Here is a 25,865-nt window from a genome sequence, read left to right on the forward strand (position 1 = left end):
GGGCTCATTACCTGATGGGACAAGTCAAGGTATACGGCATACGAACGCAATTAAAGCCACGACAAGCTCAATTGTCGATGATTATTCATTCCTGCATCGTTGATGCACTACAGTATCCTCCAGACAAAAAATTTCATCGATTCATCCATCTAGATCCAGAGGACTTCAGTTTTCCGTCTGACAGAAGTGCGAAGTACACCGTGATCGAGATCCTTATGTTTGAAGGGCGTTCCGTCGAAACAAAAAAACGTCTGATCAGCATGCTGTATCAGCATATTACGGAGCAGTTGGATATCGAAATGAATGATATCGAGATCACGATTATTGAATCTCCGAAGCATAATTGGGGGATACGCGGCCGTACTGGGGATGAACTGGAGTTAGCCTATCCAATTAATCTTTGATCAGATTGTTGGTAGGATGAAGTATCTTTTACGCTTCAAACTCATCTGCTGTACATAGAAAAGAGTCGCAGTGCGACCCTTCAGCAACATAGGTATTCCTTTGATGATTACGCGCATATCATGAGCAGATTCCCATCTGGATCTTTAAAAACAAACCAATGTCCATTCTCGATCTCTGTAACAAGCTCGATTCCTCTTTCCTGCATATATGCAAAGGAGGCATATATGTCATCGGTTTTTAACATCACCGCAGGTGTCTGGTAGGTCGGCGGACCACCAGGCGCCTTGCCGCCCCACATCGGCATCGTATCTAGAATAATACCAGTACCGTCTCGCATTGGGAGAGAACATAAGTGACCGCCAATAATGTCACATTCCACGGACAGTCCAAGCAGTGTACAATACCAGTCACGAGCTGCTTCTATGTTGCTGACAGGGATAAACACATTAGAGATCTCATTTAGAATAGGATTCGCAGCTGTCATCGCTTAATCTCCTCTCGCCTTTCCGATTTAACTCCCATACTCCTATCCTATCCAGATTACACCAATTGGATTATATTGTATACTCACATGTGCGACTATTCTAATTCACTAAACATGTATTCACAAGTATCTCATCAGCCTATGCATGCAACTACTTAACCACCCATAAACTGCTTATTAACAGCCTTATCGCACAGGCAAAAGCAAAAATAATGAGGTGGTACCTATGGATGCGTGCTATATTGGTAACCAGCGCATGCTGTTAAAAACGGGATACGGTGGCTTGCTTATCTGTCCATCAGATGATTTAAGCTTGATGCCCTTTTTAGCCCTCACGGGGGTGTTCGAGTCTCCCTTAACGAATTACTTTTCTCGTATGGTTAAGCCTGGTCAGGTCGTTGTTGATGTCGGTGCCAATATCGGTTACTTTTCTGTTCTGCTGGGCCATCTGATCGGCCAAACAGGACACTTGTATGCCTATGAAGCAAATCCACATTTGCTCCATTTCCTAAATGATAACCTGTCATTAAATTATTTGCACGACCGCACTCAGGTGCGGCAAGAAGCTGTGTACCATGAGCCTGGGGATGTAACTTTTCATATCGCGAAGCGGTTTATGGGCAACAGTTCCATTCGCGAGCATGATCAATCATACAACCAGCATTACACCGATGAGTTCGAAATCGTATCTGTAAAAGCGGCCGTTCTTGATCAAGAGCTGAAGCACCTGCCCCGTATTGACTGGCTTAAGGTTGATATAGAAGGAGGGGAATACGAAGCCTTCTTAGGCATGGAACAGCTTTTGCGAAATAAGGTTAACGTAACCGTGTTTGAAGTAAATAAAGCCATGATGCAGCATCGCTGGACCGCATTTACTGAACTACTGCAGAAGTACCACCACGACTGGGGCAAGTCGTTCTATATGCTGTCCCAAGAAGGTCTCCCCATACCGATTACATTGGAGCAGGTCATTCAAGACGGCAACTATCCTTTCGTGTTAATGTGCTAGGATAGCTTGTCAGTCTTTCGTCATTATAAGCAATCATGGGGAGCAGGAGCCCATGCTTTTTTTGTCAGTCAAATGACCAGAACATGAACCCCAACTTCCTTTTTAAGAGTACTGCGCTATAATAATCGTAGAGCGTAAAATTACGGTCCGATTGGTTGCGTGGGTACATATCCGTTTAATTGCAGCGGCATGCTGGCCGCACTCTCCTCTACACAGCAAGGGAGCTTACGCATCACACACAGTAAATGCAAGCAGTACTCGTACACCATACGAAGTCAACCGCCATCGTTATTTTTAAATAAGAGAGGAGCATGTAATACGTGTTTATAGCCATTTTACTCTTTATCGCTGCAGGACTCGCTGAGATTGGGGGCGGATATCTCGTATGGTTATGGCTTCGAGAAGCAAAGCCACTCTGGTACGGTATCGTAGGCAGCTTGATCTTGATTGGATACGGCATTGTACCGACGCTTCAGAACTTTCCATCATTCGGCAGAGTGTATGCCGCATATGGCGGCGTATTTATTGTACTAGCCGTCTTGTGGGGATGGCTGGTTGACAAGAAGCTCCCTGATCGCTACGATGTGATCGGTGCAGCCATCTGTATCATTGGTGTCGCCATCATCCTATGGGCACCTCGAACATCCGCATAACACCACTCCCCTTCTCGGGCTTCTTATCTCTAGCAGAATTGGAACTTCATGAGAAAGCTCATTGATTCCAGCCAGAGGCATGGAAGTTCATTACAATGCTGTAAGCTTGCTGTAAGTTATATCAATACTCCATCGTTCCTGTTTGCGATACAGTTGATCTTAGGTATCTTCAATAAAGATTGACTAAGCAGGAAGGAGTCCTATTACTATGTACCGATTCAAGCCCCAGCGCACGGTAATGATTATCGCCATGCTGCTCATTATCATTTTAATCGTACTGGCGGGTATAAAGATCAACCAGCGGCCGGCAATTAGCGAAGCGGCCCATACAGACCCACCTCTCCTATATAATATTCATGCAAGATGGTTGGATAACAGCCATACGCTGCAGACAACAGCCGATATTACGTTTAGAAATGAATACGGCGATCCTTTGTCCGAGCTCGTATTTCACTGGTTCGCAGATGTGTATCGTAACATCTCCAAGCAGCCTATACGTGATAGACAGTTAAATAAATCATTATTGGAAACAAAGCAGGAAGGCGCGCAAAAAGTGGTAGACGATTTTCAAGGGGGAATTACCACTTACTCTGTTACAACAGCGAGTGGCAAGCCCCTCACTTATAACCATCAGAACCAAGCGTTAACGATAAATCTCCCAAAAAGGATGCAGCCAGGGACGACAATCAAATTAACTATAAGATACGAGGTAAAATTCCCGTTTGGCGCTCACGCGCTAAGCTACTCCGATCACACGGTTGGCGGCTACATGTGGACGCCACAACTTGCTGTATATAACCAATCTGATCGCGGGTGGAATCGTGTACCTTATAACTCGTCCTACCGCAGCGACTTCTATCCAATGGGGCAATATCATGTCATGCTTGATGTACCCGAAGCTTGGGAAATGGTAACGAACGGACAAGAAATTGATCGCGAACAGAAGGATGGGCGACTGCTACTAGAAACAAAGTCAGAGGCAAGCAGACAAATTGCTTTCTACGGAGGCCGTTACAAGCAGGAAGGTGAACGTACATTAAAAAATAATTTACGCTTAAGTGTTCATCGTATTCATACCGTAAACGATCAGAAGTCCATTGATTACGCTGCTGTCCTTGACACCGTCGCTTCTGCAGCAGATTGGCTATCTGCCACAGTCGGACCATTGCCTTATCCTGAGCTGAAGTTAGTAGAAGCTCCCTATAGTGGAATGTCCTACAGCCCTGATGGAATCGTTGTGTTCAGCCGCCAACCAGACGGTTCCGTTCGTCAGAATGAATTAATACGCGCTGTAGCCAAGCAGTGGACTCAAAATGCAATTGGCTCCAATGCGAGCACAGACGGCTTTATAAGTGACGGATTATCCGCGTTTTTAACGGCCTATTTCGAGCATGATCAGAAAAATAAACCATGGCCTCAGCCTGTGATCCTAAATACAGATATGTATCCTCCCGCGGCACCAGCAGTAAGATTGGGGGCTGATGCTGAGCTGCATTACCAGACAAAAGGCACCGCTGCGCTCATTCAATGGGTGAATCAATATAAGTTAGAGGCCTTTAACAGCTGGATACAATCTTTTTATAGGACTTATTCTGGTAAAATGACCTCTGTCAACGGCCTTCTTAATACGGTAAGTGAGCAGATTAGCCCACAAGCAAAGGCTGACTTGGAGGCACTACTTACACACGCTAAGCCTTCCTCATAGTTTATGAGTCAGACCAACTAAGAATAGTCAACAATACACTGGGGGCCACAACCCCCGGTGTAACTGTTTGGGGCCAACTACATTTGCATTTTATTAACATAAAAATGACTTTTACCAAACTGTATCGGTACAGTTTACTTCATGTATAATAAATAAGACTTTATAAAAGGAGGCAGAGGGATGAAAAAATATGATGCCATTTTATCCGATATGGAAGAGAAAATAAAAAATCAGCAGTACAAGCCCGGCCACAAGCTGCCTTCTGTACGAAGTGCTGCAGCATTGTACCATTGCAGTATTAGCACGATTATACGGGCGTACGCAGAACTCGAAAAACGGCATGCCATCTATTCCATTCCACAGAGCGGCTTCTACGTGGTCGACATACTTGGGAATAGTTGTGACAACGCAGACAATGACATGATAGATTTTGCATCAGCGTCGCCGGATATCAACGTTTTTCCTTATTTGGATTTTCAGCATTGCCTTAATAAAGCAATTGATACTTATAAATACAATCTGTTTACATACGGCGATACCCATGGTCTAGATAAACTGCGTCATACGCTTGTTTCCCACTTGGCTAGTGATCAAGTATTTGCACCGGCAGAGCGTATCTTTGTCACTTCTGGCATCCAGCCAGTGCTTGAACTGCTGTCGAATATGGATTTCCCAGGCAGCGGGACGTCTATCCTCGTTGAGCAGCCAGGATACGATATCTATTTGCGCTACTTGGAAAGCAAAAATATCCCGGTCATCGGGATCGCCCGCACAGCGGCTGGTATTGACTTGGCAGCGGTTGAGGCACACTTCAGCAGCGGGAAGATCAAGTTTTTCTACACGATGCCAAGATACCAAAATCCACTGGGCACCACGTTGAGCGCAGACGAAAGAAAAGCGATCGCTGAGCTGGCTACCAAATACGATGTATTTATCGTCGAGGATGATTATATGGCAGATTTAGGCGCTGAACGCAATTTTGAGCCCATCTTTGCCTACAACAGATCTTCCCACGTGATTTATGTGAAGAGCTTTTCTAAAATCATTTTTCCAGGCTTAAGATTGGGTGCAGCCGTGCTGCCCGAGCGGCTAATAAACAAGTTCAACGATGCCAGCAGATACGGCGACACCTCGCTATTGTCTCAGGCGGCGCTTGAAGTGTATATCAATAACGGCATGTACGAACGGCACAAGCACAAAATAATAAGTCAGTACGAGGAACGAATCCGTTTACTTAACGAAGCAGTAGGACGGTACAACGAAGCAGGACTGATTGAAGTTCCGGTTATCAATTCAGGAATTTATATTCAGTTTAAACTGCCACAAAAGGTTAATTTGGAACAATTAACGAAGCGACTCGCTAAACGAAAAGTACATGTTGTGTCTGGGCGCGGATTTTATTTGAATGATTATGCAGAACGAGAAAAGTTTATTAGAATTAGCATCTCACGAGCAAAATCAGAGTCGATTGATGATGGCGTGAAAGCGATTATCGAGGAGATCCAACAGGGAATCAGGTGGTAAGATGGCCAAGCCGCTACTCGAAATACAGCGGCGGCTTGACAACACCTATCACCTAATATCTAATTGTCTGTTATCGTTAACTGCCAAGTGACGCCGTATTTGTCAGCCACCCAGCCAAACTTCTTGCTAAATGGGTATGCTCCCAGCGGCATAAGTACAGAGCCTCCCTCGGATAATGCTGCAAAGACACGGTCAATTTCTGCTTCCGTATCACAATTCACGTATAAAGAAATGGCCGGCGTAAATGTAAAGCCATGCTTCACACTGCTATCGATGCACATAAACGTTTGTCCTTGCAATTTAAAAGCAGCATGAATTATACTTCCTTCCGCACCAGCTTCATTCGCGCCATAACGAGAAATACTTACGACTTCCGAATCATCAAACAACGAGATATAGAAATTCATCGCAGCCTCTGCTTGTCCTTCAAACATTAAAAAGGTTACTATTTTCTGATTGATGCTGCCCATTCATGCCAACTCCTCTATCCAAATTCGTTTTCCATTTGCACTGCGGCATGATCTACTAACTAACTTTACTCGCCATGCAGTTTCCTCAACTGACACGTAGTATAGTTGAATCGACCTCTTCATGCAAATGGATACACAAAAGGCGCCACTGCTCAAAGTTGCGAGCAATGGCGCCTTCGTCTGTTACTTGTAGCGCTTAATAAATTCTACCGCTTTACGAATATCTACTTCTGGCGAGTCGCCCACTTCTCGTTCGATCGTCAAATATCCGGTGTATCCGATATCAGCGACAGCTTGGAAATAAGCATCAAAATCGACTTTGCCCTCACCTAACGGCAGCTCAGCAAATGGACCGGAAGTTGCCATCTCGGCAATCTTCTCATGCGACATCGGCTCGTAGCCGAGCATGCCGTATACGTCACGCGGATCAACATCCTGCAGCTTTACACCGTCTTTGACGTGCGTGTGTACCACGTAATCCTTGAGCGTAATTAGGCCTTGTACCGGATCATCTCCCGTAACCATTACCATGTTAGCAGGGTCAAAGTTAACCGCTACGCCTTTGCCTGTGAGAGTGTCCAGGAACGATTTCAGATGTGCCGCTGTTTCTGGACCTGTTTCAATGGCAAAATGCCCGCCTAGACTGTTCGCATATAAGCTCAGCTCTTCGCATGCCTTCTGCATTTCTTCGAAAATATAGTTCTGCTCGTGAGGTACCAGCCCAATATGTGTTGTCACAATATGGGTCCCAAGATCAAATGCGAGATCCATAATCCGCTTCGATTTCTCAATCTTTGCTGGATTAGCTTCCTTGTCCTGGAAGCCGTGGCCTCCAAGGTCACCGACCAGTGCGGATACTTGCAGCCCCAGGCTGTCGATATAATCTCGCAGTTCCTTACGGGCAGCCTTACTTAGGTTAGCCGGGTCCATCTCTCCCGACACTGCATATATTTGCACACCGTCTGCGCCGACTTCCTTGGCCTTTACCAGCGCTTCCCTTACCGGCAAACGAAAACTATCTGTGATGACCCCTATCGGGTTGTTCAGCTTTACCATATCCGCACGCACTCCTCTATTTAGAAAGTTCTGACATGACTACCCGTCCTCTATTACAACGAATGGCTATCAAATATACGATTCACGCTATGAGGAGTATACGACTTCGCGTCCTGTCGCACTGGACTCATAAATACCGCACAAAATTTTGAGCATTTCGACCCCGTCCTCAACAGGGCAGATCGTTTCTTCCTTGCCAAGACAACAGTTTACAAAATGATCGATTTCATTCTGGAATCCTTTATCAAAATCAAAGCTCAGATGATCGATCTGCGGTGTCATGTTGACCATCGTATTATGCTTTTCACCAATAATCGTCAACTTCGGCTCAATCTCAGCGCCGCCTTTATCACCAAATAGCTTCATGCTAATTTCATCTTCTTTCGCCATCAACGAGAAGCTGACATCAACGGCAAGCGAAGCACCATTTTCGAACCGAATCAAAGCATTCGCCATGTCCTCCACCGTATTGTGCTCTGCATCATAGTCCGCTGCTTTATAGAAATCGTAATTTTCAATATGATTACGATTGCCAAGCTTCTTATAGGCATTGCCGGTGACTGATTTGACCTTGGGCTTGCCCATCATGTACCAGCACAAGTCGATGACATGAACACCGATATCAATCAGTGGACCACCGCCCGAACGCTCCACATCACTGAACCACCCGCCTGGATTGCCGAGACGACGAATACAAGAAGCTTTTGCGTAATAAATATCCCCCAGATCGCCTGCTTCAATAAATTTCTTCAGCACTTTAGTGTTAGTACCATACCGGCGAACGTACCCTACTTGAAGCGTACGATCTGATGAACGAACGGCCTCTTCTACGGCCAACGCCTCCTCAACCGTCTTACACATCGGCTTCTCCACCAGTACATGCTTGCCCGCTTTAACTGCCGCAATACTGATCGGGGCATGGGTGTTATTCCACGTACAAATGCTGACGGCATCAATGTCGGGATTCGCAAGCAGCTCATTATAATCGGTATATACGTGAGCCGCACCGTACTTATCCGCTTTGGCCTTTGCACGCTCTTCGTTCAAATCACAGATCGCGTAAATTTCTACGTTATCATTTTTTTGGTATCCGTCCAGATGACACTCGGAAATGGAGCCTGCACCGATAATACCTACTTTAATCTTGCTCATCTCGATCCCCTCCATAAATGTAAAGCTGCTTATTCCTGATCTAATCTTGTTTGTTACGTTACGCTTGCTCCCAGAGCCGGCGCGCGTTGGCAATCGCAATTCGAGTGGCCTGCAAACAATCTTCCATACCTTCAAATTCGATGGAGAAGTAACCGTCATACCCATTGTTCTTTACAACTTGTATAATGTCGCTAATCGGCAGGTCTCCTTGTCCTACAATCGCGCCGCGCAGATGCTGACCGTGCAAAGAGTTAAACCAGCCTTCCCCAGGATTGTAGTTAGCAGGTCGGATATAAAAATCCTTCAAGTGTACCATTGATGCATACGGCAAGTTCTGCTGCACCGCATACAAAGACGGTTCATCTACGCAAATAAAGTTGCCAACGTCGAGTGTTGTCTTAAAGTTCGGCCGATTCACCGCTAACACGAGCCGCCGTACGCGCTCACTTGCCTGCAAGTAGAAGCCGTGATTCTCCACACTTGTTGTGATGCCATATTGTAATGCATAGTCCGCTACACGTTGGCAGGCCTCCACAAGCTGCGGAAAGTCCTGCTCGAAGTATTCTGTGCCTGTCATTGCATGTGGTCTGGAGGCCACGTCGTGTCTCATCAGCTTTACGCCTAAACGGTGTGCAACATCTACATGTGCTTGAACCCGCTTCACTTCAGCCTCGAAAGCAGCTTCATCCAGTCCCGCAAAATTTGCACCGATACAATAATTGGACAATTCCAAGCCGATTTCTTCTGCCTTCGCACGAATATCTTCTGCCAATTGGGAATCATCCAGCAGATCAAATCCAAGTGGAACGATCTCTGCGTGTTCTGCACCCTGTTCTTTTAACCATTCAAGCGCACCAAGCACATCCAATTGGCCGTTCTGGATTGCGTTGTACAAACTATAAGTACTAACTCCAAGTTTCATCTGGCTCACTCCATTCCAAGTTGGGCAATCGCTGCTCAGCATTCATGCAAGCGCTCGCAAGTTGTGTGTTGTCTTCCTACATTATAGGTCGAAAACGTTTACACCCATTGCACTATGTTCCACAAATGTTGTACTTTCTTACACAGATTTGATTCCGCTACGTACTGTATTCACTTTATTCAAAGAATACAGCTTCATGACGAACAGGATATTTTCCCATTTTATAACTGGATATGATAGAGTTGTAATTTTATAATAGGAGAGCTTGTATAAGAGAAATAGGGGGAAACTTCAAATCATGAGAAAGTCATACTGGCTTGTACTTGTACTTGTTTTATTTATCTGCTTTACTCCTATTGCAGGAGCAGCTCAACCTGTCAACACGAATAAAGAAATTAGTACATTTTATAACGGCAAGCTGCAAATATCACCTTACAAATCCGTTATCGTAAACGATGCTGCAACCTACGTTCCGCTCCGGCTTATCGAATCGTTTGATCATATTAACGTTCAATATGATGGACCTTCCATTCGTGTTGTTACCGATAAAGGAACATTTTCCATCGACAAACAAAATACGATTCTGCACCAGAATACGACATATATCACCTTTAAGAAGCTGCAGCAGATGAGCGCGATTACAGGAAAGTACATATCAAGTGCAACATCGCTGTTTCTGTGGGATACCGCTGTTGGGGCAGCAAAGACTGACGAGTTGGTTTCTCATATCTCAACTGTGCCTGGTAGCCTGCGTGAAGACTTTGGCAAAAAGATATTTCCCACCTCTGAATTCAGTTCCAGATGGATCATCGACGTCACAAAATCTGCCGTTGATCCTGATGATTACAACATCGAAGTAATGAAGCCTGACGGGACAACGGAAACGATTCCCTATCAATATGTATCCGAGACAGGTTTACGTGCATTAAAGAACATGATGCTTAACCAAACCATATGGATAAATAAAAATTCGACATCTGCAACTTTCAGCTCTAATCTGAAACATATTGAGAAAGTCACCATAACTTCTATCAAGTTTATGGACAGTAGCTTATTCTATACGCTGCGTAAGCAAAATGGAACGCAAGCGACGATATCACATCCTCTTTTTGATGTAGATTCAATGAGTAACAGGTATCCTTTATACAACAAGAATCCAAAGAGTGTGTTTAATTGGAAACAAAGCGTATGGAAGAATATTGAAAACGAAACAGTAGCCGTCGGAATGGAGATGACTCAAGTTTTGATGGCTTGGGGTGAACCAGATAGGACTTATCCTTCTAAATCCCCTATTGTTGAAGCGAATATGTGGATTTACGGTAATACTTATTTGTACTTCACAGACTTCAAACTAAGTCTGATACAAGACTAATAACGAAGCCGATGTCCCTGTAACGGGGCGTCGGCTTATCCATTTACATCCTTCTGCTCCTGTCCCGTGTTCCGTTAACCGCTCTAATACATGTACAATGCCATCTTTTTCAACATCATCCACTTTTCCATTCATATAAAAAATGACGTGATGTCCCGCTCCCGTTTCGTTACAATAGAAGGGCGTATTGTGGCACATACAGGAGGTTAAGAGATGAATCGCTGGTGGAAGACGATTTTATTTATAGTAGGCGCGGCAGTGCTGACACGGTTCATTCCGTTTTCATCTTTTTTCAGAAGTGTGGATACGTTAATCCATGAATTCGGGCATGCCTTGATGACACTACTGTTGTCAGGAAAAGTGTGGTACATTCATCTATTTGCTGACCACAGCGGAGTCACTTACTCCTCAGCCGCTCACGCTTGGCAGTTCATACCGATCGCGCTAGCCGGCTATCTTACATCTGCACTATTTGCCATGCTGTTATTTTTCCTGTATTCACGCGGCAGGACGCAAGTAGGACTGATCGTACTAACCGTGCTGACCGCTGTATGTCTGCTCTTCTTCTTGCGTAATTCGTTTGGCGTGACGTGGGGCATCGGATTTATTCTATTAAGCGGAGCGGTGTGCTTCGCCCCTTGGCGATGGCTGCAGGAGTTTTATTATTTACTAGTTGCATTTATTTGTCTTGTGGAATCCGTGTTAAGTCCCTTGATCCTGGTGATGCTGTCCGTACAAAGTCCTTCGCAAGCAGGAGATGCAGCTAACTTGGCGCGTATGACCGCCATTCCAGCTTTGTTCTGGTCCTTGCTCTTTGTACTGGCTACCATCGCATGCGCACGTGTGTCGATGAGCTTGTTCTTTAAGCCGCGTCCAGTACGAGAGCAGGTGCGAACTAGCGCTTGGCACCAACGCAATTAGCAGCATTCGCACTATTGCTTACTCATAAGGCCGCGAGCTCCATCATGTGGATGCTGGCGGCTTCTTTGTTTATTACTCCTCGGGCGGATAACAAATGCACAAGCTGAATTCGGCCAATCCAACGAACAACAGCATTCCCTCCCTCCAAGCAACACAAAACCCCTGCCTTGCAGGCCAGGGGTTGCGCAGTCCGACTGTAGTCGGCACACCAGAGTATAGTTAGACCAGGTGGCAAGCTACATAATGCTCGCTGCCCATGTGCCGGAATTCCGGCACGAGCTGACGGCAGATGTCCGTCGCATATGGGCAGCGCGTATGGAACTTACATCCTGCCGGCGGATTCGCCGGATTCGGGATGTCGCCTTTTAATACGATACGCTCGCGTTTCAAACGCGGGATCGGTACAGGCACCGCTGACAGAAGTGCCTTTGTGTAGGGATGGAGCGGATGCTTAAACAATTCATCACGCGGTGCTGTCTCCATCATCGTCCCCAAGTACATAACCCCGATCCGAGAACATAGATGTTCAACTACACTCAAATCATGCGAAATAAATAAATAAGTTAACCCGCGTGTCAGCTGCAGCTTGCGGAAGAGATTAATAATCTGTGCTTGAATGGATACATCTAGCGCAGATACGGGCTCGTCGGCAATAATTAGATCGGGATTCAGCACAAGCGCACGTGCTATGCCGATGCGCTGACGCTGTCCTCCCGAGAATTCATGCGGAAAACGGTCGATATGATATGAAGAAAGGCCGCATGCTTGCAGCACATCCAACACCCGATCACGAATTTCTTCTTTTGGCGCAAGTCCGTGGTTAAGCAGTGCCTCTCCAATAGCATCGCCAACTCGAACCCTCGGATTAAGCGAACTGTAAGGATCTTGGAAGATTAGCTGCATCTTGGGACGCAAATGCCGCAGCTCTTTCTCTGGCATGTTGTAGAGATCGATCCCTTTATACAGCACCTCGCCGGATGTCTTCTCGGTTAAACGAATAATCGATCTGCCGACCGTACTCTTACCGCTGCCCGATTCCCCTACCAGTCCAAATGTCTCACCCTCCTGCAGCGTGAGACTAATGCCATCTACGGCTTTAACGTGACCAACCGTCCGATTGAACAAACCTGATTTGATCGGGAAGTATTTTTTCAAATCTCTAACCTCAAGCAAAGGCGCTTCTTGCTGCGGCATAATCCTTTCAGATGTCGCAATCGTCAGTTCAGCCATGGCTCACACCTTCCTCGTACAGCCAGCAGGCCACTTTTTGTCTTCCTGCCATCGGATGAAGTACAGGCTGCTGTGTACGACATACCGACATGCAATGCTCACATCGGTCATGAAAATAACACGATTCCGTCAATTCAAGCGGATTAGGAACTTGACCCGGAATGGAATACAAATCCTCCTGACGCTGACCGATGATAGGCTTGGAACGCAGCAGCCCTTGCGTATATGGATGCTTCGGGTGCTCGAACAGCTCGACTACATCGCCTTCCTCAACAATTTTGCCAGAGTACATGACGATTACATAATCAGCAATCTCTGCTACTACGCCCAGATCATGCGTAATTAACAGGATTGATGTGTTGGATTCCTCCTTGATCTGGCGCAGCATATCCAGAATCTGCGCTTGAATCGTAACATCCAGTGCCGTCGTCGGCTCGTCGGCAATCAGGAGCTTCGGATGACAGGAGATCGCGATAGCAATCATAATTCGCTGCAGCATACCACCGCTTAATTCATGCGGATAGCTCTCAACAATTTGCTCTGGTCGAGAAATGCCAACCAATTCAACTAGCTCAATCGCCCGTTTGCGCGCTTCCTTTTTACTTAGCTTCTGGTGCTCCATCAGCGGCTCCATAATCTGCGTGCCAATCGTTAGTACCGGATTAAGTGATGACATCGGTTCCTGGAAGATCATCGCGATGTCGTTGCCACGAATTTGACGCAGTTCATTTTTGTCGATGCTGAGCAGGTCTCTTCCTTCAAAATGGATTCTCCCGTCCACCACCTTGCCGCTTGGCTCCTCGACAAGCCCCATAATGGACATCGCGGTCACACTCTTGCCGCAGCCCGATTCGCCCACGATACAGACAGTCTCACCTTCACGTATACGCAGACTGACGTCATTAACCGCTTTAACGGCACCTTCCTCTGTATAGAAATACGTACTGAGATGATCGATCTCGATTACATTATTTTTCATCAGATGTCATTCCTTACTTCTTCTGTTTAGGATCCAACACATCCCGCAGCCCATCTCCAAAAATATTAATTGCAATAACCGTCGTAAAAATGGCCACACCCGGGGGTATCCACAGCCAAGGATGCTGTTCAAAATCAATTAGGTTGTTCGCTGCATCAATCATGTTCCCCCACGTAGGTGTGGGAGGCATAACACCTAACCCAAAGAAACTCAGTACAGACTCGCTTAAGATGGCACCGCCAATGCTTAGCGTCGCAATAACGATAAGCAGTGGTACGATGTTAGGAATCATATGGTTAAATAGCTTTCTCCGGTCATTTAAGCCCAGCACAATGGCTGCCTGCATATATTCACGCTCGCGGATCGTGAGCATCTGGCTGCGAACAAGACGGGCAAGACCCGGCCAGCCCACAAAGCTCAACATCAGCATTACGATATACATCCGGTATTCAACTGGCACTTTCCATTCCGACAACAGCGCACCGAGAATAAATAAGATCGGCAAGCTTGGAATCGTCAATAACAGGTCAGCGATTCGCATAATAATCTGATCGACAATACCTCTGTAATAAGCGGCAACAGCGCCTAATATCGATCCGATAATGACCGAGATAATCATCGATGCAATCCCGACCGTTAAGGAGATGCGACCTGCCTGCAGCAGTCGTGTCAGCACATCCCGTCCAAGCAAGTCAGTACCAAGCCAATGTTTAAACGAGGGGGCCTGATTCATAATGGCTGGATTAATCTTGTTGTTGGCATAGGGTGAGAATAAAGGCCCTATAAAGCACACCAGAAACATAAACACAATAAAAGCAAATCCGGCCATAGCCAGCTTATTTTTACGGAGACGACGGAAAGCTTGGCGCCATAACGAAGAGCGAATCGGAGCTGCCGCTGTCCGCTTCATATCCGTCAATCCGCCAGTAATGGATGACATGGTGAAACCTCCCTGCAATGCGCGTTTAACAAATGCTTGCTGATTAATGCTTTTGCCCTGTCCGCTTCTGTATGATCACAACTTGATTCGTGGATCAGCTGCGTGGTACAAAACGTCCGATATAAGCGTACCTATCACGGTTAGAATGGCGATAAACATCGTAAAGCCCATAAGAAGCGGATAATCCCTGACGGTAAAGGACTGCATATACAGTTGACCGATTCCCGGCCAGTTAAATATTTTCTCAATGATAAGCGAGCCTCCGAACAAACCTGGCAGCTCAAAGCCAATCAGCGTAATCGCCGGCAGCATTGCATTACGAAGTGCATGTCGGTAAAGAACAACTCGTTCCTTCATCCCCTTGGCGCGTGCTGTGCGGATAAAGTCCTGGCGAATGACGTCCAGCATGTTGCTGCGAAAATAACGAGTCAGCGAACCAACACCAAGCAGCGTCATTACAACAACTGGAAGGAACATATGATGGACAACTTCCTTTATATATTCCATGCCGGTTGCGTTACTCCCCGTAACCAGCATGCCGCCCGGCGGCAGCCACTTCAGGTCAACGGCCATAATCTTGATGAGAAACAGCCCGATAAAGAAAGAGGGAATCGACATCGCCGCAAATATAAAGATCATCACCATCGTATCAAACCAAGAATACTGCTTGTATGCCGCCGCAACGCCGATGACAACCGCCAGCAGCCACGTAAAGAACGTCGACGTAATGGCAAGCAAAAATGAATTCCAAATATAATCGTTAAACAACGTGAGAACAGGCTTCTGCTGCGACAACGAGAATCCGAAGTTGCCATGAAATGCATTGTTCATCCAATTCATATAACGTTCAAGTACAGGCTTATTCAGGCCGTATATCTCTCGCAGCTCTGCCTTGCGTTCAGCGGGCAGCTTAAAGTTATTGGTGACAAAGTCCCCTGGCATCATCGCGTACAGCAAAAAGATAAGCAGCGAAGCGCCTAACAATATGAGTATCATATACATGAATCTACGCAGTAAATAGGTGCTCATGACCGTCTCCTTTGCAAGTCATTCACCCCCGGTATTTGCAGTGCATCTGTCCGGGGGCAAGGAGTTGTTATTTTAATTTCCAGTCAGGCAAGCTTGCAGACAGACCTCGAAGCGGGCTGATCGACAAGCCCTCGATCCGTCCATTGTAAGCTACAACCAATTTTCGGTAGCTAGTGAAGATGTATGGCGCATCGTCATTAATGACCTGATACAGCTCTTTGTACACCGCTTTCCGCGCTTCGTTATCGCTCGTTGCCAAGCCTTTTTCGTACAGTTCCTTCACTTTCGGATTGTCATATCCTTTCACTTCTCCATTCACGAAGGAAATAACACCATCTGAAGGATCGCCTAGAATTGGCGTAGAGAAGGATACCAGATCAAAGTCTCCGCTCTCGAACTTGGCAATTTGCGCATTAAAGTCCGCAAACTGCTCAGCTTCCAGCTGAACGCCGATCGCCGTGTAATTTTCTTTTGCCACAGCAATAAAGATATCCGTCGCTTTGCTTTTCGAACCAATGAAATGAATTTTCAGCTTCTGGCCATCTTTTTCCCGAATACCGTCAGCGCCTTCCTTCCATCCAGCTTCATCAAGCAGCTGCTTTGCTTTCTCTGGCTCGTAGTTATAAGGGTTAATTCCCTCTTCCGTATAGGACCATGAGATTGGTGACGCCGGAATATTAGCAATCTGTCCAGCACCTTGGTTCGCGTCGACATAGATCGTTTTTCGATCCAGACCGTATGTCAGCGCTTGGCGAACTTTCTTATCTTTAAGAGTTGGATGCTCCAAGTTAAATTGCAAATAGCCATAGTTGTTAGCTGTGTAAGGAATAATGTTAAGGAAGCCAAGCCCCTTTAACTTATCAATATTTTCTTGCGTAGCTTGGAAGCTGCCATAGTCCTGTTCACCAGTTTCAATAAATTGCCATGTATCGCCTTCTGTTGTTTTATAAATAAAGTGCTCTGTCTTCGGTTTGCCTTTGTAATAGAACTCATTTGCTACAAATCGTACCTCTTGACCTGGAATAAACTTTTCCAGCTTGTATGGACCAGTACCAACAGGAGTCGCATGCAGTTTCTTGATATAATCGAGACTGCCGAACTTGTAATCTTTTCCATAATAAGCTTTGGACAAAATTTCGCTCCCTAGTATAGTCAGTCCCTTAGCATTAGGCTTATCAATAGTGACTGAAATTGTCTCTGGATCAATAACTTTAATGCCCTCAATCAACTTAGCCTTGCCTTCTTTGTATGCTTTGCCGCCTTTAATCGCAATCGTAGTCAGCAGTTCGCTTTGCCCGTCGTAGGACTTATCGTGGATCAGCGTCCACGTGAAAGCAACGTCATCCGCGGTGAGCGGTGTGCCATCGCTGAATTTCAAGTCTTTGCGGAGATGGAATGTATAAGTAAGGCCGTCCGGGGATATATCCCACTTTTCTGCAAGATCTGGAATCGGAAGTCCTTTATCGTCAACCGTTACAAGTGACGCGTACAGTACGGAGGAGACATTGCCGTCATAACCGCTCTGTTGGAAATAAGGTGTAAAAGCACCACTTGGGTCTGTAAGACCTACAATAATCGTGTCGGTCCGTTTTTGCGCTTGGGCTGGAAGCTTGGAGAGGTCACTCGCCGCAATTGGCGCCGTAAGCTCCGCTACCGCAGGTATTGTACTGCTGTTTTCCGTTCCTTTTGTGTCTGCTGTGGCTGACTGTGCGCTGCCTGAAGCAGGTGCTGAACTATCATTGGAGCAAGCTGCCAACAGGATGCTGCTTGCCATTGTGATCGACAATAAGGTAATCAATAATTTCTTCATAGTGACCCTCCCTGAAAACATATGTTTATTATTTATAATCCCTATCAGTTAACTAGGAATTCAATGAACCTCATTATAGACCTATAGTTAATAAATGTAAACCCATCTTTTCTTAAAATTTTCCACCTGTTTCAATTCATCGCCTTTCCTTCCACAGCATCGTGCCGTTGCACACAACAAAAAAGCGAACAACCCTATACTGTATAAGGGTTATTCGCTTTCGCAGTTATTTAGAAGTGTAAACTCCACTCTGGATACGTTATATACATTTTTAAGTGTCTGGTTATTTATTTGACCTCAGTTAAACGGCTTAACATCAACATATTATGGATTGTATGGGTCAAGATCAAAGCCCCATCCAACTGTGCCCGTCTACTAATGTGTAGTCTAAGATAAAGACATAAATTCAATATGAATTTATGTTTCGCGCCACTATACGGATGATGCATTTTTCTTAAAATGGGTCGGTGTCACACCTGTCTGGCGCTTGAACACACGTGAAAAGTACGGGACGTCATTAAATCCGACTTGAAAACAAATGTCTGTTACCGTCATGTCAGTGTCAATAAGCATCGCAGCAGCTTGATGAACGCGATAATCGATCAGATAGTCGTTATAAGTCTTTCCTGTGAAGCGCTTGAATAAGGCGCAAAAATACGATTTGGAAATGCTGAACTTGCGACACAGCTTCTCAAGCCGTAATTCTTCATTGTAATGCTCATGAATATAGTGAATAGCTGCTGTCATTAGTTCCCTAAACTTCTCTACCCGCTCATCTTCCTCATTCGATTGACCTGACTGTCGTGCCATTTCCCGCATAATGACAGACATCAGCTTCAACAAATTTGCTTTCAGCACCAGCTCATAATAACGCTTGCCAGACTGGAACTCATCCAGCATGTCATGAAGTAGACGGGACACCTCAAGATCCGTCTCTCCACTGAGCGCTAGTTTAGGGGTCACATGCTCCTCATCCAACATAAATTGTTCTAGGTAGGAATAATCAAAGCTGTCTTTGCCCCCGCTATGCGGCTGATACTGTTCATCAATAAAATGAGGCAAAAACTCGCAGCCGATGATATCGATATCTTGACCGGGCACCAGATCAACCCGGTGAACAGCATAAGGAGGAATTACAAAGATATTCCCTTTGACCATGGAGTAGGTATGCTGATTAATCGTATGAATGAACTCTCCTTTGACGACATACCAAATTTGGAAATAATCATGGGTATGATCGCGAATACTCCCACCAGCTCTATTCCAACGGTATACTTTAAATGGAAGCAGCGTTCCGATCTCACTCTCAGCCCGATAAAAAATGACATCTTCCTTTCGGGACTGCAACGGTGCTAGATTATGCTCCTGATCCGACAACTTTATCACCCTGACTATACTGTTCATTTAATGGCAAATGCACTATATTATTAACTAGATTAGGTCATGCCAATACAACACTTTATTGTTAGGACATATAACAAGCTTAACCTACCAACTCATACATGTAAATTGGATAACATTATCTTAAGGAGGCAGTTCATGCAAGCTACAATTATTTCATTAAATGTCGCATTGCCAACTGATTCGCTCACTTATAACGGCAAGTCAGTTCGTTCCGGTATGGTCAAGCAGCCTGTTGAGCTGCCTATACACTTGCAGGAGCTTGGCTTTGAAGGAGATGGCGTCGCAGATACGAAGCACCATGGTGGGCCCGACAAAGCGATTTGCGTCTACGCCAGTGAGCACTATGCCTTCTGGCAGCGGGAATGGGATCGCGAATTGCCGCATGCGGCGTTTGGGGAGAACTTGACGACTAGCGGACTGATAGAGACAGACGTCCACATCGGTGACACGTTCCGTATTGGGGAAGCAATCGTACAGGTGACACAGCCTCGTCAGCCATGCTTTAAGCTTGCCGCGCGTTACGATATGAAGGAAATCCCAGTATGGATGCAGGACACTGGATTTACAGGCTATTATTTGCGTGTGCTAGAGCCTGGATTCGTGAGGCCAGAAGATATGCTGACCTTAATTCAGCCAGATGATGCCGCCATATCCATTCAATATGCCAATGACGTGATGCATCATCACAAGCACGGTGAGGAAGGGATTGCTCGTATGCTCGCCAATACCGCGCTGTCCGCCAGTTGGCGTGCAACTTTGACAAAGCGGCTGCAAGGAATCTCGCAAGATACGTCTGCGCGGATTCAAGGCACGTAAAGCTAAACCCAGTAGTTGGTGTACAAGCGATTCTATCGTGCAGCCCACCATAAGCAGCGTGTACATGCGCCTTACAAACCAGTGTGTTCCAAATCGCAGCACTGGTTTGTAAGTTCAACATCTTTATAATGAATTGTACAGTCAACATATCAGCATATAAATAAAGTCCTATACTTATCTATTCTTACTTTTGTTACGCATGGCAGACACAATCTGTAATGTTCCGTCTCCGTTCTCTAATAAACGGTTGTATTCAGGAGATTCCATCGGTACAAGCGCCAATTTGCCCTCCGCGTTAAAATGAATACCCCAGCCAAACTTTTTGGACAGCATGGAAGCTCCGAGACAAGCCTTCGGCTTGTTAAAGAACTCTTGTCTAAGCTCGGCATCACACAACTTCAACTCATCCGCTGGAATGGCCTTATGTCGAATATGAACCTGAAAAAGTAGTTCCTCTTGTGTATACTCATAGGGATGCTCAGCAATGAGATCATATTCAATTCCATGTTTGGACATACCATCCTTCTTAGCAGGAGGCATAGTTCCAAATTGAACCGGACAATCTGGTGCTACTGTAATAAACGTATTATAGTAATTCCAATCCATATGCATAATCTCCTCTCTAAATTCACTACCATTATAACCCAAAATAATCATTCATATCGATGAATGTCATCTCCTTGTCGATATAAAAAAAGAACGTCCTTTCCGCCGCGTTGGCTTAGAACGTTCATCATATCCTACTATCACGCTGCTCCTGATGAAGCAGCATGACAACAAGTCCTTCCTTTATTCCTCGATCTGCTGCGCAATCTTTCCCTTTCGCTCTTTAAGCAAGAAAGCTACTGGAATTCCCACCAGAGTCATGATAAAACTAATAAAATTAATATCATTAATACCATGCGTATACGCAATTGGCTTTATTATCGCGATGTCGCCTCCCGTAGTGCTAAGCTCCGCAACATACGAAATGGTACGGGCCGCCAGCAGCGACGAGAACAAGCCAATGGACAACGAGGCTAGTCCCTGACGAATCCAGCTATTGATGGACGAGGCGTAGCCGGACCATTCCCTTTTTACAGCGCTCATCCCTGCGTTCATCGCCGGCGTATTAGCAAGTGCTATTCCTACATTACGCAGTGCCATCCATAGTGTAATTTCCAAATGAGGCGTGTTTACATCTAGCCGACTGAGCATGTAAGTGCCACAGCCCATAAATAGGAGACCAACTACGATCAGTTTAACCGGGCCGTACTTTGAGTACCATCTGCCTGTAAAAGGAATTAACAACGCCATCAGCAAGGAGGCGGGAAGCAAAATAAGTCCGGCTGTCAACGCAGATGCACCCTGTACATTTTGTAGAAATAAGGGCGTTAACAAACCACCTGCATATAGACTGATCGTGATGATGCTGACCAGCAGCATCGAGTATGAAAAGCGTAAATAACGGAATACACGGAATTCGAGCAAAGGATGCTCCTGTTTCAGAGAACGGCGTATAAACAGCCCGATAATCAACAGCCCCCCTATAATAAAGCCCAACGTCTTCATAGAAGTCCAGCCCCAGCCCTGTCCATTGCCAAAGGCGAGCAGCAGCAGCAGGCTTCCTGTTATAACCATAATAAAGCCAAGCTTATCGAATCGCTGCTGCTCACTCATGCGATACATCGGAATAAACTTAACGACAGTGAGCAGTGCCACTAATCCGATCGGCACGTTCATCCAGAACAGCCAATGCCAATCGGCAACATGGATGATCCATCCCGCCAGCGTAGGCCCGATAGCAGGTGCAAGCATGGCGGACAAGCTCCAAATGCTAATGCCAAAGGCTTGCTGCTCCCGCGGTATGATCTGATATACGATAGTCATCGTTGTTGGCATAATAATACCGCTGAACAACCCCTGCAGCACTCGAAATGCAATCAAACTATGTTCATCCCAAGATATTGCACATAAGACTGAGGTTAGCACAAAGCCACTTAACGCAAACAAATACAACCGCTTCGTGCTAATCCGGTTAGCAAAATATCCTACAGCAGGTGCCACTGTACCCGTTGCCAGCATAAACCCTGTTAGTACCCATTGAATAGACGGCAGCTCCACGTCAAAGTGCTTCATGAGTACAGGCAGCGCAACATTAACGGTATTTGTGCTTAATACAGCAAGGAAATTGCCAAAGAAAATAGCAAACATAATGCTCCAAAACGTTTTCTTGGATAATCGTTCTTCATTCATAACTCACATTCCACCATTCACTTGTATCCGTTTGGTATCGTCCTTACCGACTTTCACTACTTATCCCAGTGTAATAGTATTGAATTAATACGTCAACATTTACATATAAAACGTAAGAAAAAGGGATAAATTCCTTCTAGAATCCGAAATACATGCATTAAAAATACACCTTTCGTATAGATAGCAAGTGCTCCTAAACGAGCATGCATCCATCAAAAGGTGTAAGTTGTTTACGTAGTGCTAATTTTCTTATTTCCTTGACGCTTCACCTTACGCTCGTCAAACTTAAGCTTGCGTTGGAAGTAGCCCAGTACGATATCTGCCACAATTGCAAGCAATGCAGCGGGGATCGCCCCCGCATAAATGCGCAGCGGGTTCTGGTTGTTAATGCCCGCGTAAATCTCGCGACCAAGTCCTTCTCCGCCAACCATTGGCGCAATCGTGACAACCCCAATCGCAATGACAGCTGCGATCCGCAGCCCTGTCATCATGTACGTCAGCGCAAGCGGAAAGCGAACTTTCATCAGCAATTGCAGCGGACTCATGCCAATCCCGCGTCCAGCTTCAATATAGCTTGGGTTCACCTGCTTTAGTCCCACGTACGTATTCCTTACGATTGGATTTAATGAATAGAACAGCAAACCAATAATAACGGTTGTACTGCCGAGCCCTAATACGAGCATCAGCAGCACTAGCAAAGCTAAGCTTGGTATAACCTGCAACACGCCTGTAATTCCTAGAATGAATTTGGCCAGCCTTTCATTTTTCGAACATAATATCCCTAAAGGCAAACCTATCACAATCGCTAACCCGAGACCGCTCAGCACCATCACAACATGTGATACAAAGTACTCCCAGAGCATACCCGAATTACGACTCATGTAAGCTAACAAATCTGCTATCGACCATTGATAATCTCCCATTGTATCCTCCTTTCTTGTCTATACACTATTTCTTACTCAAAAGCCCTTTGTCTTGCAAATATTGAAGCGCAACCTCGCGCTCACTCTTCTTCTCCATATCGACCTGATAATTCAGGTTGATCATCGTATTCACATCAATGCTGCCAATCAGCACCTCAATGGCCTTTGCCGCTTCCGGATGCTGCTGCAAGGCATCTTCGCGCATCACTGGCGACGCATCATAGGGTGGGAAAAACTGCTTATCATCCTCTAATGTAATCAGATTGTAGGCCTTTAAGCGCGAGTCTGTTGAGTACGCCACCACGATATCCACTTGATTGTTCCCAACTGCCTGGTAGACTAAGCTTTGCTCCATTGGATACGACTTCCCGAATTTATATTGATAAGCTTTTCGGAATGCTGGATAGCCAACGTCTGTTCGTTCGAGCCATGTCGTGTCTACCCCGAGACGCAAATCAGCTGCATCTTTGCTTATATCCGAAATTTGCTTATATCCTTTCTCATCCGCTAAATCTTTTCGAACTGTGAAAGCATACGTATTTTCAAATCCTAACGAATCAAACCACTTGAGACCCCAATACTTATGGAAACCTTCTTTTGCCTGCCGCAGCACACGATCGCGATCCTTTGTCTCTTCAATCGGGAAATGGTTGTTAAAAATCTCGCCACTGTACAAGGTGCCTAACTGCACGTCATCATTTTTAATTGCATTTAGAACAACGGTGCTGGACGCTAGGTCTGGAATCACTTTGACCTTGATGTCCGTCCGATCTTCGATAAGTGCCTTATACATTTCAGCCAAAATCTTCGTTTCCGTAAATGTCTGTGTTCCGATAATAAATTGGTGCTCTGTGCCACAGCCAGCCAGAAGTACCGATATCATAAGCATGACACCTGTAAGTCCGGCTGTTATTTTGTTGCGTAGCATACCGTTTCCTCCTCCTCGTGCTCTAGTTCGGTTTTATGCAGCAATCGAACTTGTCCGTCCGAATCGTTTTGTTAACAAACGCTCCATCCAGCCAAGCAGAGCATCAGCAAGCAGCGCCAGCAGGATTGCTCCCGCAGCTCCCGTCACAATCAGCTCCAACTTGTTCACGCCAAGTCCAGATACGATAAGCTGCCCAAGACCGCCAGCACCAATCAGCGTCGCAAGCGTAGCCCAGCTGATGATGTAAACTGTCGTAATGCGAATTCCCGACATTACATAAGGTAGTGACAGTGGAAATTGAATGCGTAAAATACGCTGCATCGTTCCATACCCCATCCCCCTTGCCGACTCCAGCACACTGGAATCTACAGAAGCAAAGCCATCATACGTATTACGCAGTATCGGCATGATGGAATACAGGAACAAGGCTACCACCGCAGGCTTCATGCCTATGCCGAGAAAGGGAATAAGAATGGCGAGCAATGCCAAGCTTGGTACGGTCTGCAGTAAGTTTGCAAAGAAAAACACGATGCTGTTGATCCATTTGAAACGGTTATATACAAGTAAAATACCTAATGGAATGGACAGCAAGCAGCCCAGCAATACGGATGCAAAAGTGATGACCAAATGCTCCTGAAGTGCGATTGCAATATCAGCACCTCGTTCTTGAAAAAAGGAAACCAAGTTATTCATAGGTCTAGGCCTCCTCTCCGAGGCTAGAAGCAAATTGTTCCACAATCGTCGGATAAACTTCATTCAGATGCTTAACGATGCTGCCCCGCGTAATCAGTCCAAGCAGACGACCATCGTCATCTACCACGGCCAGGTTTGTTAATCTGTGATTGCTCATCATCTCAATAGCTACTGGAAGTGATGTACCCGGAGCGACCTGATAGCCAATGGGACGCATGACGTCACCGACCGTCTTATTTTCCTCGTTAAACATATTAAGCACACGATAAATGGACACGATACCAAGCAGCTTGCGGAAGCGGTCTACTACAAACAAGGAGTCAACCCTGCGCCCTTCCATAATTTTGACGGCTTCTGCCAATCCACGGTTGGGATATGTTGTCGCCGGCTGCGTAACCATCACGTCATCTACAGTAGATAGACGCAGCGGCTCTCCCTGCGGTCCTTCCTCCATCCGTTTCTGCCCGATAAAGGTGCGAACGAAGTCATTTGCGGGATAGCGCAGTATTGATTCAGGTGACCCCGTCTGAACAACCTCTCCATCCTTCATCATCACGATCGTATCGGCGATCTTTATGGCTTCGTCCATATCGTGGGTAACAAATATAATCGTCTTATGTAGCTCCTCTTGCAGACGACTCAGTTCCTCTTGAAGCTGTTCGCGACTTATCGGATCTAATGCGCTAAACGGCTCATCCATCAAAATAATGTCCGGATCAGCGGCCAATGCGCGAATAACCCCGATACGCTGCTGCTGCCCCCCGCTCAGCTCAGATGGATATCGATCACGGTAAACCTCAGGGTCCAAATTAACCATCCGCATCAATTCATCTACTCGCGGTTGAATGCGATCCTGCTCCCATTTTTTCAAATGCGGCACCACTGCAACATTTCTCGCAATGGTCATATGCGGAAACAAACCAACGTTCTGGATCACATAACCTATATTCCGTCTGAGCTCAACCGGGTTCTGTTCGGAAATGTCTTTGCCATTAATAAGCACTTTACCACTAGAAGGGGTAATCAAGCGATTGATCATTTTCATGGTAGTGGATTTGCCACAGCCGCTCGGGCCAATAAAGACGGTAAGCTCACCTTTTTTGATCGTGAGGTTAATATCTTTTAAAGCATGAAATCCATCATCATATACTTTGTTTACCTGCTGCAGTTCAATCATTTACAGTCACCTCTTCTATCTATTCTGT

Annotated in this window: 26 protein-coding genes; 8 read left to right on the top strand and 18 right to left on the bottom strand. The window is 45.8% G+C overall.

All coding sequences use genetic code 11. The features are described 5' to 3' along the window. Positions 1–14: 14 nt before the first annotated feature. On the top strand, positions 15–404 hold the full coding sequence (locus MH117_RS21270; protein WP_239332236.1) for a tautomerase family protein: 390 nt from the start codon (positions 15–17) through the stop codon (positions 402–404). 107 nt (positions 405–511) lie between these two features. Here MH117_RS21270 and MH117_RS21275 read toward each other — a convergent pair whose 3' ends face one another. After that, the gene (locus MH117_RS21275; protein WP_239332238.1) at positions 512–889 is read right to left on the bottom strand and encodes a VOC family protein; all 378 of its coding nucleotides are present in this window, start codon (positions 887–889) and stop codon (positions 512–514) included. Positions 890–1,115: 226 nt separating this feature from the next. On the opposite strand from MH117_RS21275, the gene MH117_RS21280 reads away from it, so the two are divergent. The 4 genes from MH117_RS21280 to MH117_RS21295 all read left to right on the top strand — a co-directional run bounded on the left by MH117_RS21280 (position 1,116) and on the right by MH117_RS21295 (position 5,780). After that, positions 1,116–1,898 (top strand): FkbM family methyltransferase, encoded by a 783-nt coding sequence (locus MH117_RS21280; RefSeq protein ID WP_239332240.1) that lies wholly within the window; start codon positions 1,116–1,118, stop codon positions 1,896–1,898. 320 nt (positions 1,899–2,218) lie between these two features. After that, on the top strand, positions 2,219–2,551 hold the full coding sequence (locus tag MH117_RS21285) for a YnfA family protein (RefSeq protein ID WP_239332242.1): 333 nt from the start codon (positions 2,219–2,221) through the stop codon (positions 2,549–2,551). Positions 2,552–2,759: 208 nt separating this feature from the next. Further along, entirely contained in the window at positions 2,760–4,256 is a 1,497-nt protein-coding gene (locus MH117_RS21290) for a gluzincin family metallopeptidase (protein ID WP_239332244.1), read from the top strand. 180 nt (positions 4,257–4,436) lie between these two features. Continuing rightward, a complete protein-coding gene (locus tag MH117_RS21295; RefSeq protein ID WP_239332246.1) occupies positions 4,437–5,780 on the top strand; it encodes an aminotransferase-like domain-containing protein in 1,344 nt (447 codons plus the stop codon). A gap of 59 nt (positions 5,781–5,839) precedes the next feature. On the opposite strand, the gene MH117_RS21300 is transcribed toward MH117_RS21295, so the two are convergent. The 4 genes from MH117_RS21300 to MH117_RS21315 all read right to left on the bottom strand — a co-directional run bounded on the left by MH117_RS21300 (position 5,840) and on the right by MH117_RS21315 (position 9,380). Then, a complete protein-coding gene (locus MH117_RS21300) occupies positions 5,840–6,250 on the bottom strand; it encodes a VOC family protein (RefSeq protein ID WP_239332248.1) in 411 nt (136 codons plus the stop codon). A 183-nt stretch (positions 6,251–6,433) separates the two neighbouring features. Then, on the bottom strand, positions 6,434–7,306 hold the full coding sequence (locus tag MH117_RS21305) for a sugar phosphate isomerase/epimerase family protein (RefSeq protein WP_239332250.1): 873 nt from the start codon (positions 7,304–7,306) through the stop codon (positions 6,434–6,436). Positions 7,307–7,393: 87 nt separating this feature from the next. Further along, on the bottom strand, positions 7,394–8,458 hold the full coding sequence (locus MH117_RS21310) for a Gfo/Idh/MocA family protein (RefSeq protein WP_239332252.1): 1,065 nt from the start codon (positions 8,456–8,458) through the stop codon (positions 7,394–7,396). A 58-nt stretch (positions 8,459–8,516) separates the two neighbouring features. Continuing rightward, positions 8,517–9,380, bottom strand: coding sequence for a sugar phosphate isomerase/epimerase family protein (locus MH117_RS21315; RefSeq protein ID WP_239332254.1), 864 nt, complete (start codon positions 9,378–9,380; stop codon positions 8,517–8,519). A 298-nt stretch (positions 9,381–9,678) separates the two neighbouring features. Between MH117_RS21315 and MH117_RS21320 the strand changes: the two genes are divergently transcribed. After that, positions 9,679–10,752, top strand: a complete 1,074-nt coding sequence (locus tag MH117_RS21320; RefSeq protein ID WP_239332256.1) for a hypothetical protein — start codon at positions 9,679–9,681, stop codon at positions 10,750–10,752. Here MH117_RS21320 and MH117_RS21325 read toward each other — a convergent pair. Continuing rightward, positions 10,732–10,887: a hypothetical protein gene (locus tag MH117_RS21325; RefSeq protein WP_239332258.1), complete on the bottom strand. Its 156-nt coding sequence runs from the start codon at positions 10,885–10,887 to the stop codon at positions 10,732–10,734. The genes MH117_RS21320 and MH117_RS21325 overlap by 21 nt on opposite strands. Before the next feature lie 78 nt (positions 10,888–10,965). On the opposite strand from MH117_RS21325, the gene MH117_RS21330 reads away from it, so the two are divergent. Further along, positions 10,966–11,673, top strand: a complete 708-nt coding sequence (locus MH117_RS21330) for a M50 family metallopeptidase (RefSeq protein WP_239332260.1) — start codon at positions 10,966–10,968, stop codon at positions 11,671–11,673. Between the two features lie 219 nt (positions 11,674–11,892). On the opposite strand, the gene MH117_RS21335 is transcribed toward MH117_RS21330, so the two are convergent. The 6 genes from MH117_RS21335 to MH117_RS21360 all read right to left on the bottom strand — a co-directional run bounded on the left by MH117_RS21335 (position 11,893) and on the right by MH117_RS21360 (position 19,038). Next, entirely contained in the window at positions 11,893–12,903 is a 1,011-nt protein-coding gene (locus MH117_RS21335) for an ABC transporter ATP-binding protein (protein WP_275444763.1), read from the bottom strand. Continuing rightward, positions 12,896–13,882 (bottom strand): ABC transporter ATP-binding protein, encoded by a 987-nt coding sequence (locus tag MH117_RS21340; RefSeq protein WP_239332262.1) that lies wholly within the window; start codon positions 13,880–13,882, stop codon positions 12,896–12,898. Before MH117_RS21340 ends, MH117_RS21335 begins: the two co-directional genes overlap by 8 nt. Before the next feature lie 13 nt (positions 13,883–13,895). Continuing rightward, positions 13,896–14,822 (bottom strand): oligopeptide ABC transporter permease, encoded by a 927-nt coding sequence (opp4C, locus tag MH117_RS21345; RefSeq protein ID WP_239332264.1) that lies wholly within the window; start codon positions 14,820–14,822, stop codon positions 13,896–13,898. 75 nt (positions 14,823–14,897) lie between these two features. After that, on the bottom strand, positions 14,898–15,851 hold the full coding sequence (locus MH117_RS21350; RefSeq protein WP_239332266.1) for an ABC transporter permease: 954 nt from the start codon (positions 15,849–15,851) through the stop codon (positions 14,898–14,900). Positions 15,852–15,918: 67 nt separating this feature from the next. Then, positions 15,919–17,661, bottom strand: coding sequence for an ABC transporter substrate-binding protein (locus tag MH117_RS21355; protein WP_239332268.1), 1,743 nt, complete (start codon positions 17,659–17,661; stop codon positions 15,919–15,921). A gap of 432 nt (positions 17,662–18,093) precedes the next feature. Then, a complete protein-coding gene (locus MH117_RS21360; protein WP_239332270.1) occupies positions 18,094–19,038 on the bottom strand; it encodes a helix-turn-helix domain-containing protein in 945 nt (314 codons plus the stop codon). A gap of 162 nt (positions 19,039–19,200) precedes the next feature. Between MH117_RS21360 and MH117_RS21365 the strand changes: the two genes are divergently transcribed. Continuing rightward, the gene (locus MH117_RS21365; protein ID WP_239332272.1) at positions 19,201–19,881 is read left to right on the top strand and encodes an MOSC domain-containing protein; all 681 of its coding nucleotides are present in this window, start codon (positions 19,201–19,203) and stop codon (positions 19,879–19,881) included. Between the two features lie 174 nt (positions 19,882–20,055). On the opposite strand, the gene MH117_RS21370 is transcribed toward MH117_RS21365, so the two are convergent. From MH117_RS21370 to MH117_RS21395, 6 genes are all read right to left on the bottom strand, one after another. Next, positions 20,056–20,487 carry a DUF6157 family protein gene (locus tag MH117_RS21370; RefSeq protein WP_239332274.1) on the bottom strand — a complete coding sequence of 144 codons (432 nt, stop codon included), beginning with the start codon at positions 20,485–20,487 and terminating at the stop codon, positions 20,056–20,058. A gap of 183 nt (positions 20,488–20,670) precedes the next feature. Beyond that, a complete protein-coding gene (locus MH117_RS21375) occupies positions 20,671–22,116 on the bottom strand; it encodes an MDR family MFS transporter (RefSeq protein ID WP_239332276.1) in 1,446 nt (481 codons plus the stop codon). 230 nt (positions 22,117–22,346) lie between these two features. Then, positions 22,347–23,039 carry an ABC transporter permease gene (locus tag MH117_RS21380; protein ID WP_239332278.1) on the bottom strand — a complete coding sequence of 231 codons (693 nt, stop codon included), beginning with the start codon at positions 23,037–23,039 and terminating at the stop codon, positions 22,347–22,349. A 25-nt stretch (positions 23,040–23,064) separates the two neighbouring features. Continuing rightward, complete coding sequence (locus MH117_RS21385; protein ID WP_239332280.1) at positions 23,065–23,967, bottom strand: glycine betaine ABC transporter substrate-binding protein; 903 nt, start codon at positions 23,965–23,967, stop codon at positions 23,065–23,067. Between the two features lie 33 nt (positions 23,968–24,000). Next, complete coding sequence (locus MH117_RS21390) at positions 24,001–24,660, bottom strand: ABC transporter permease (protein WP_239332282.1); 660 nt, start codon at positions 24,658–24,660, stop codon at positions 24,001–24,003. A 4-nt stretch (positions 24,661–24,664) separates the two neighbouring features. Next, positions 24,665–25,837, bottom strand: a complete 1,173-nt coding sequence (locus MH117_RS21395; RefSeq protein ID WP_239332284.1) for an ABC transporter ATP-binding protein — start codon at positions 25,835–25,837, stop codon at positions 24,665–24,667. Between the last annotated feature and the right edge of the window lie 28 nt (positions 25,838–25,865).

The sequence above is a fragment of the Paenibacillus sp. ACRRX genome (assembly GCF_022346885.1).
Classification (GTDB): domain Bacteria; phylum Bacillota; class Bacilli; order Paenibacillales; family Paenibacillaceae; genus Paenibacillus_B.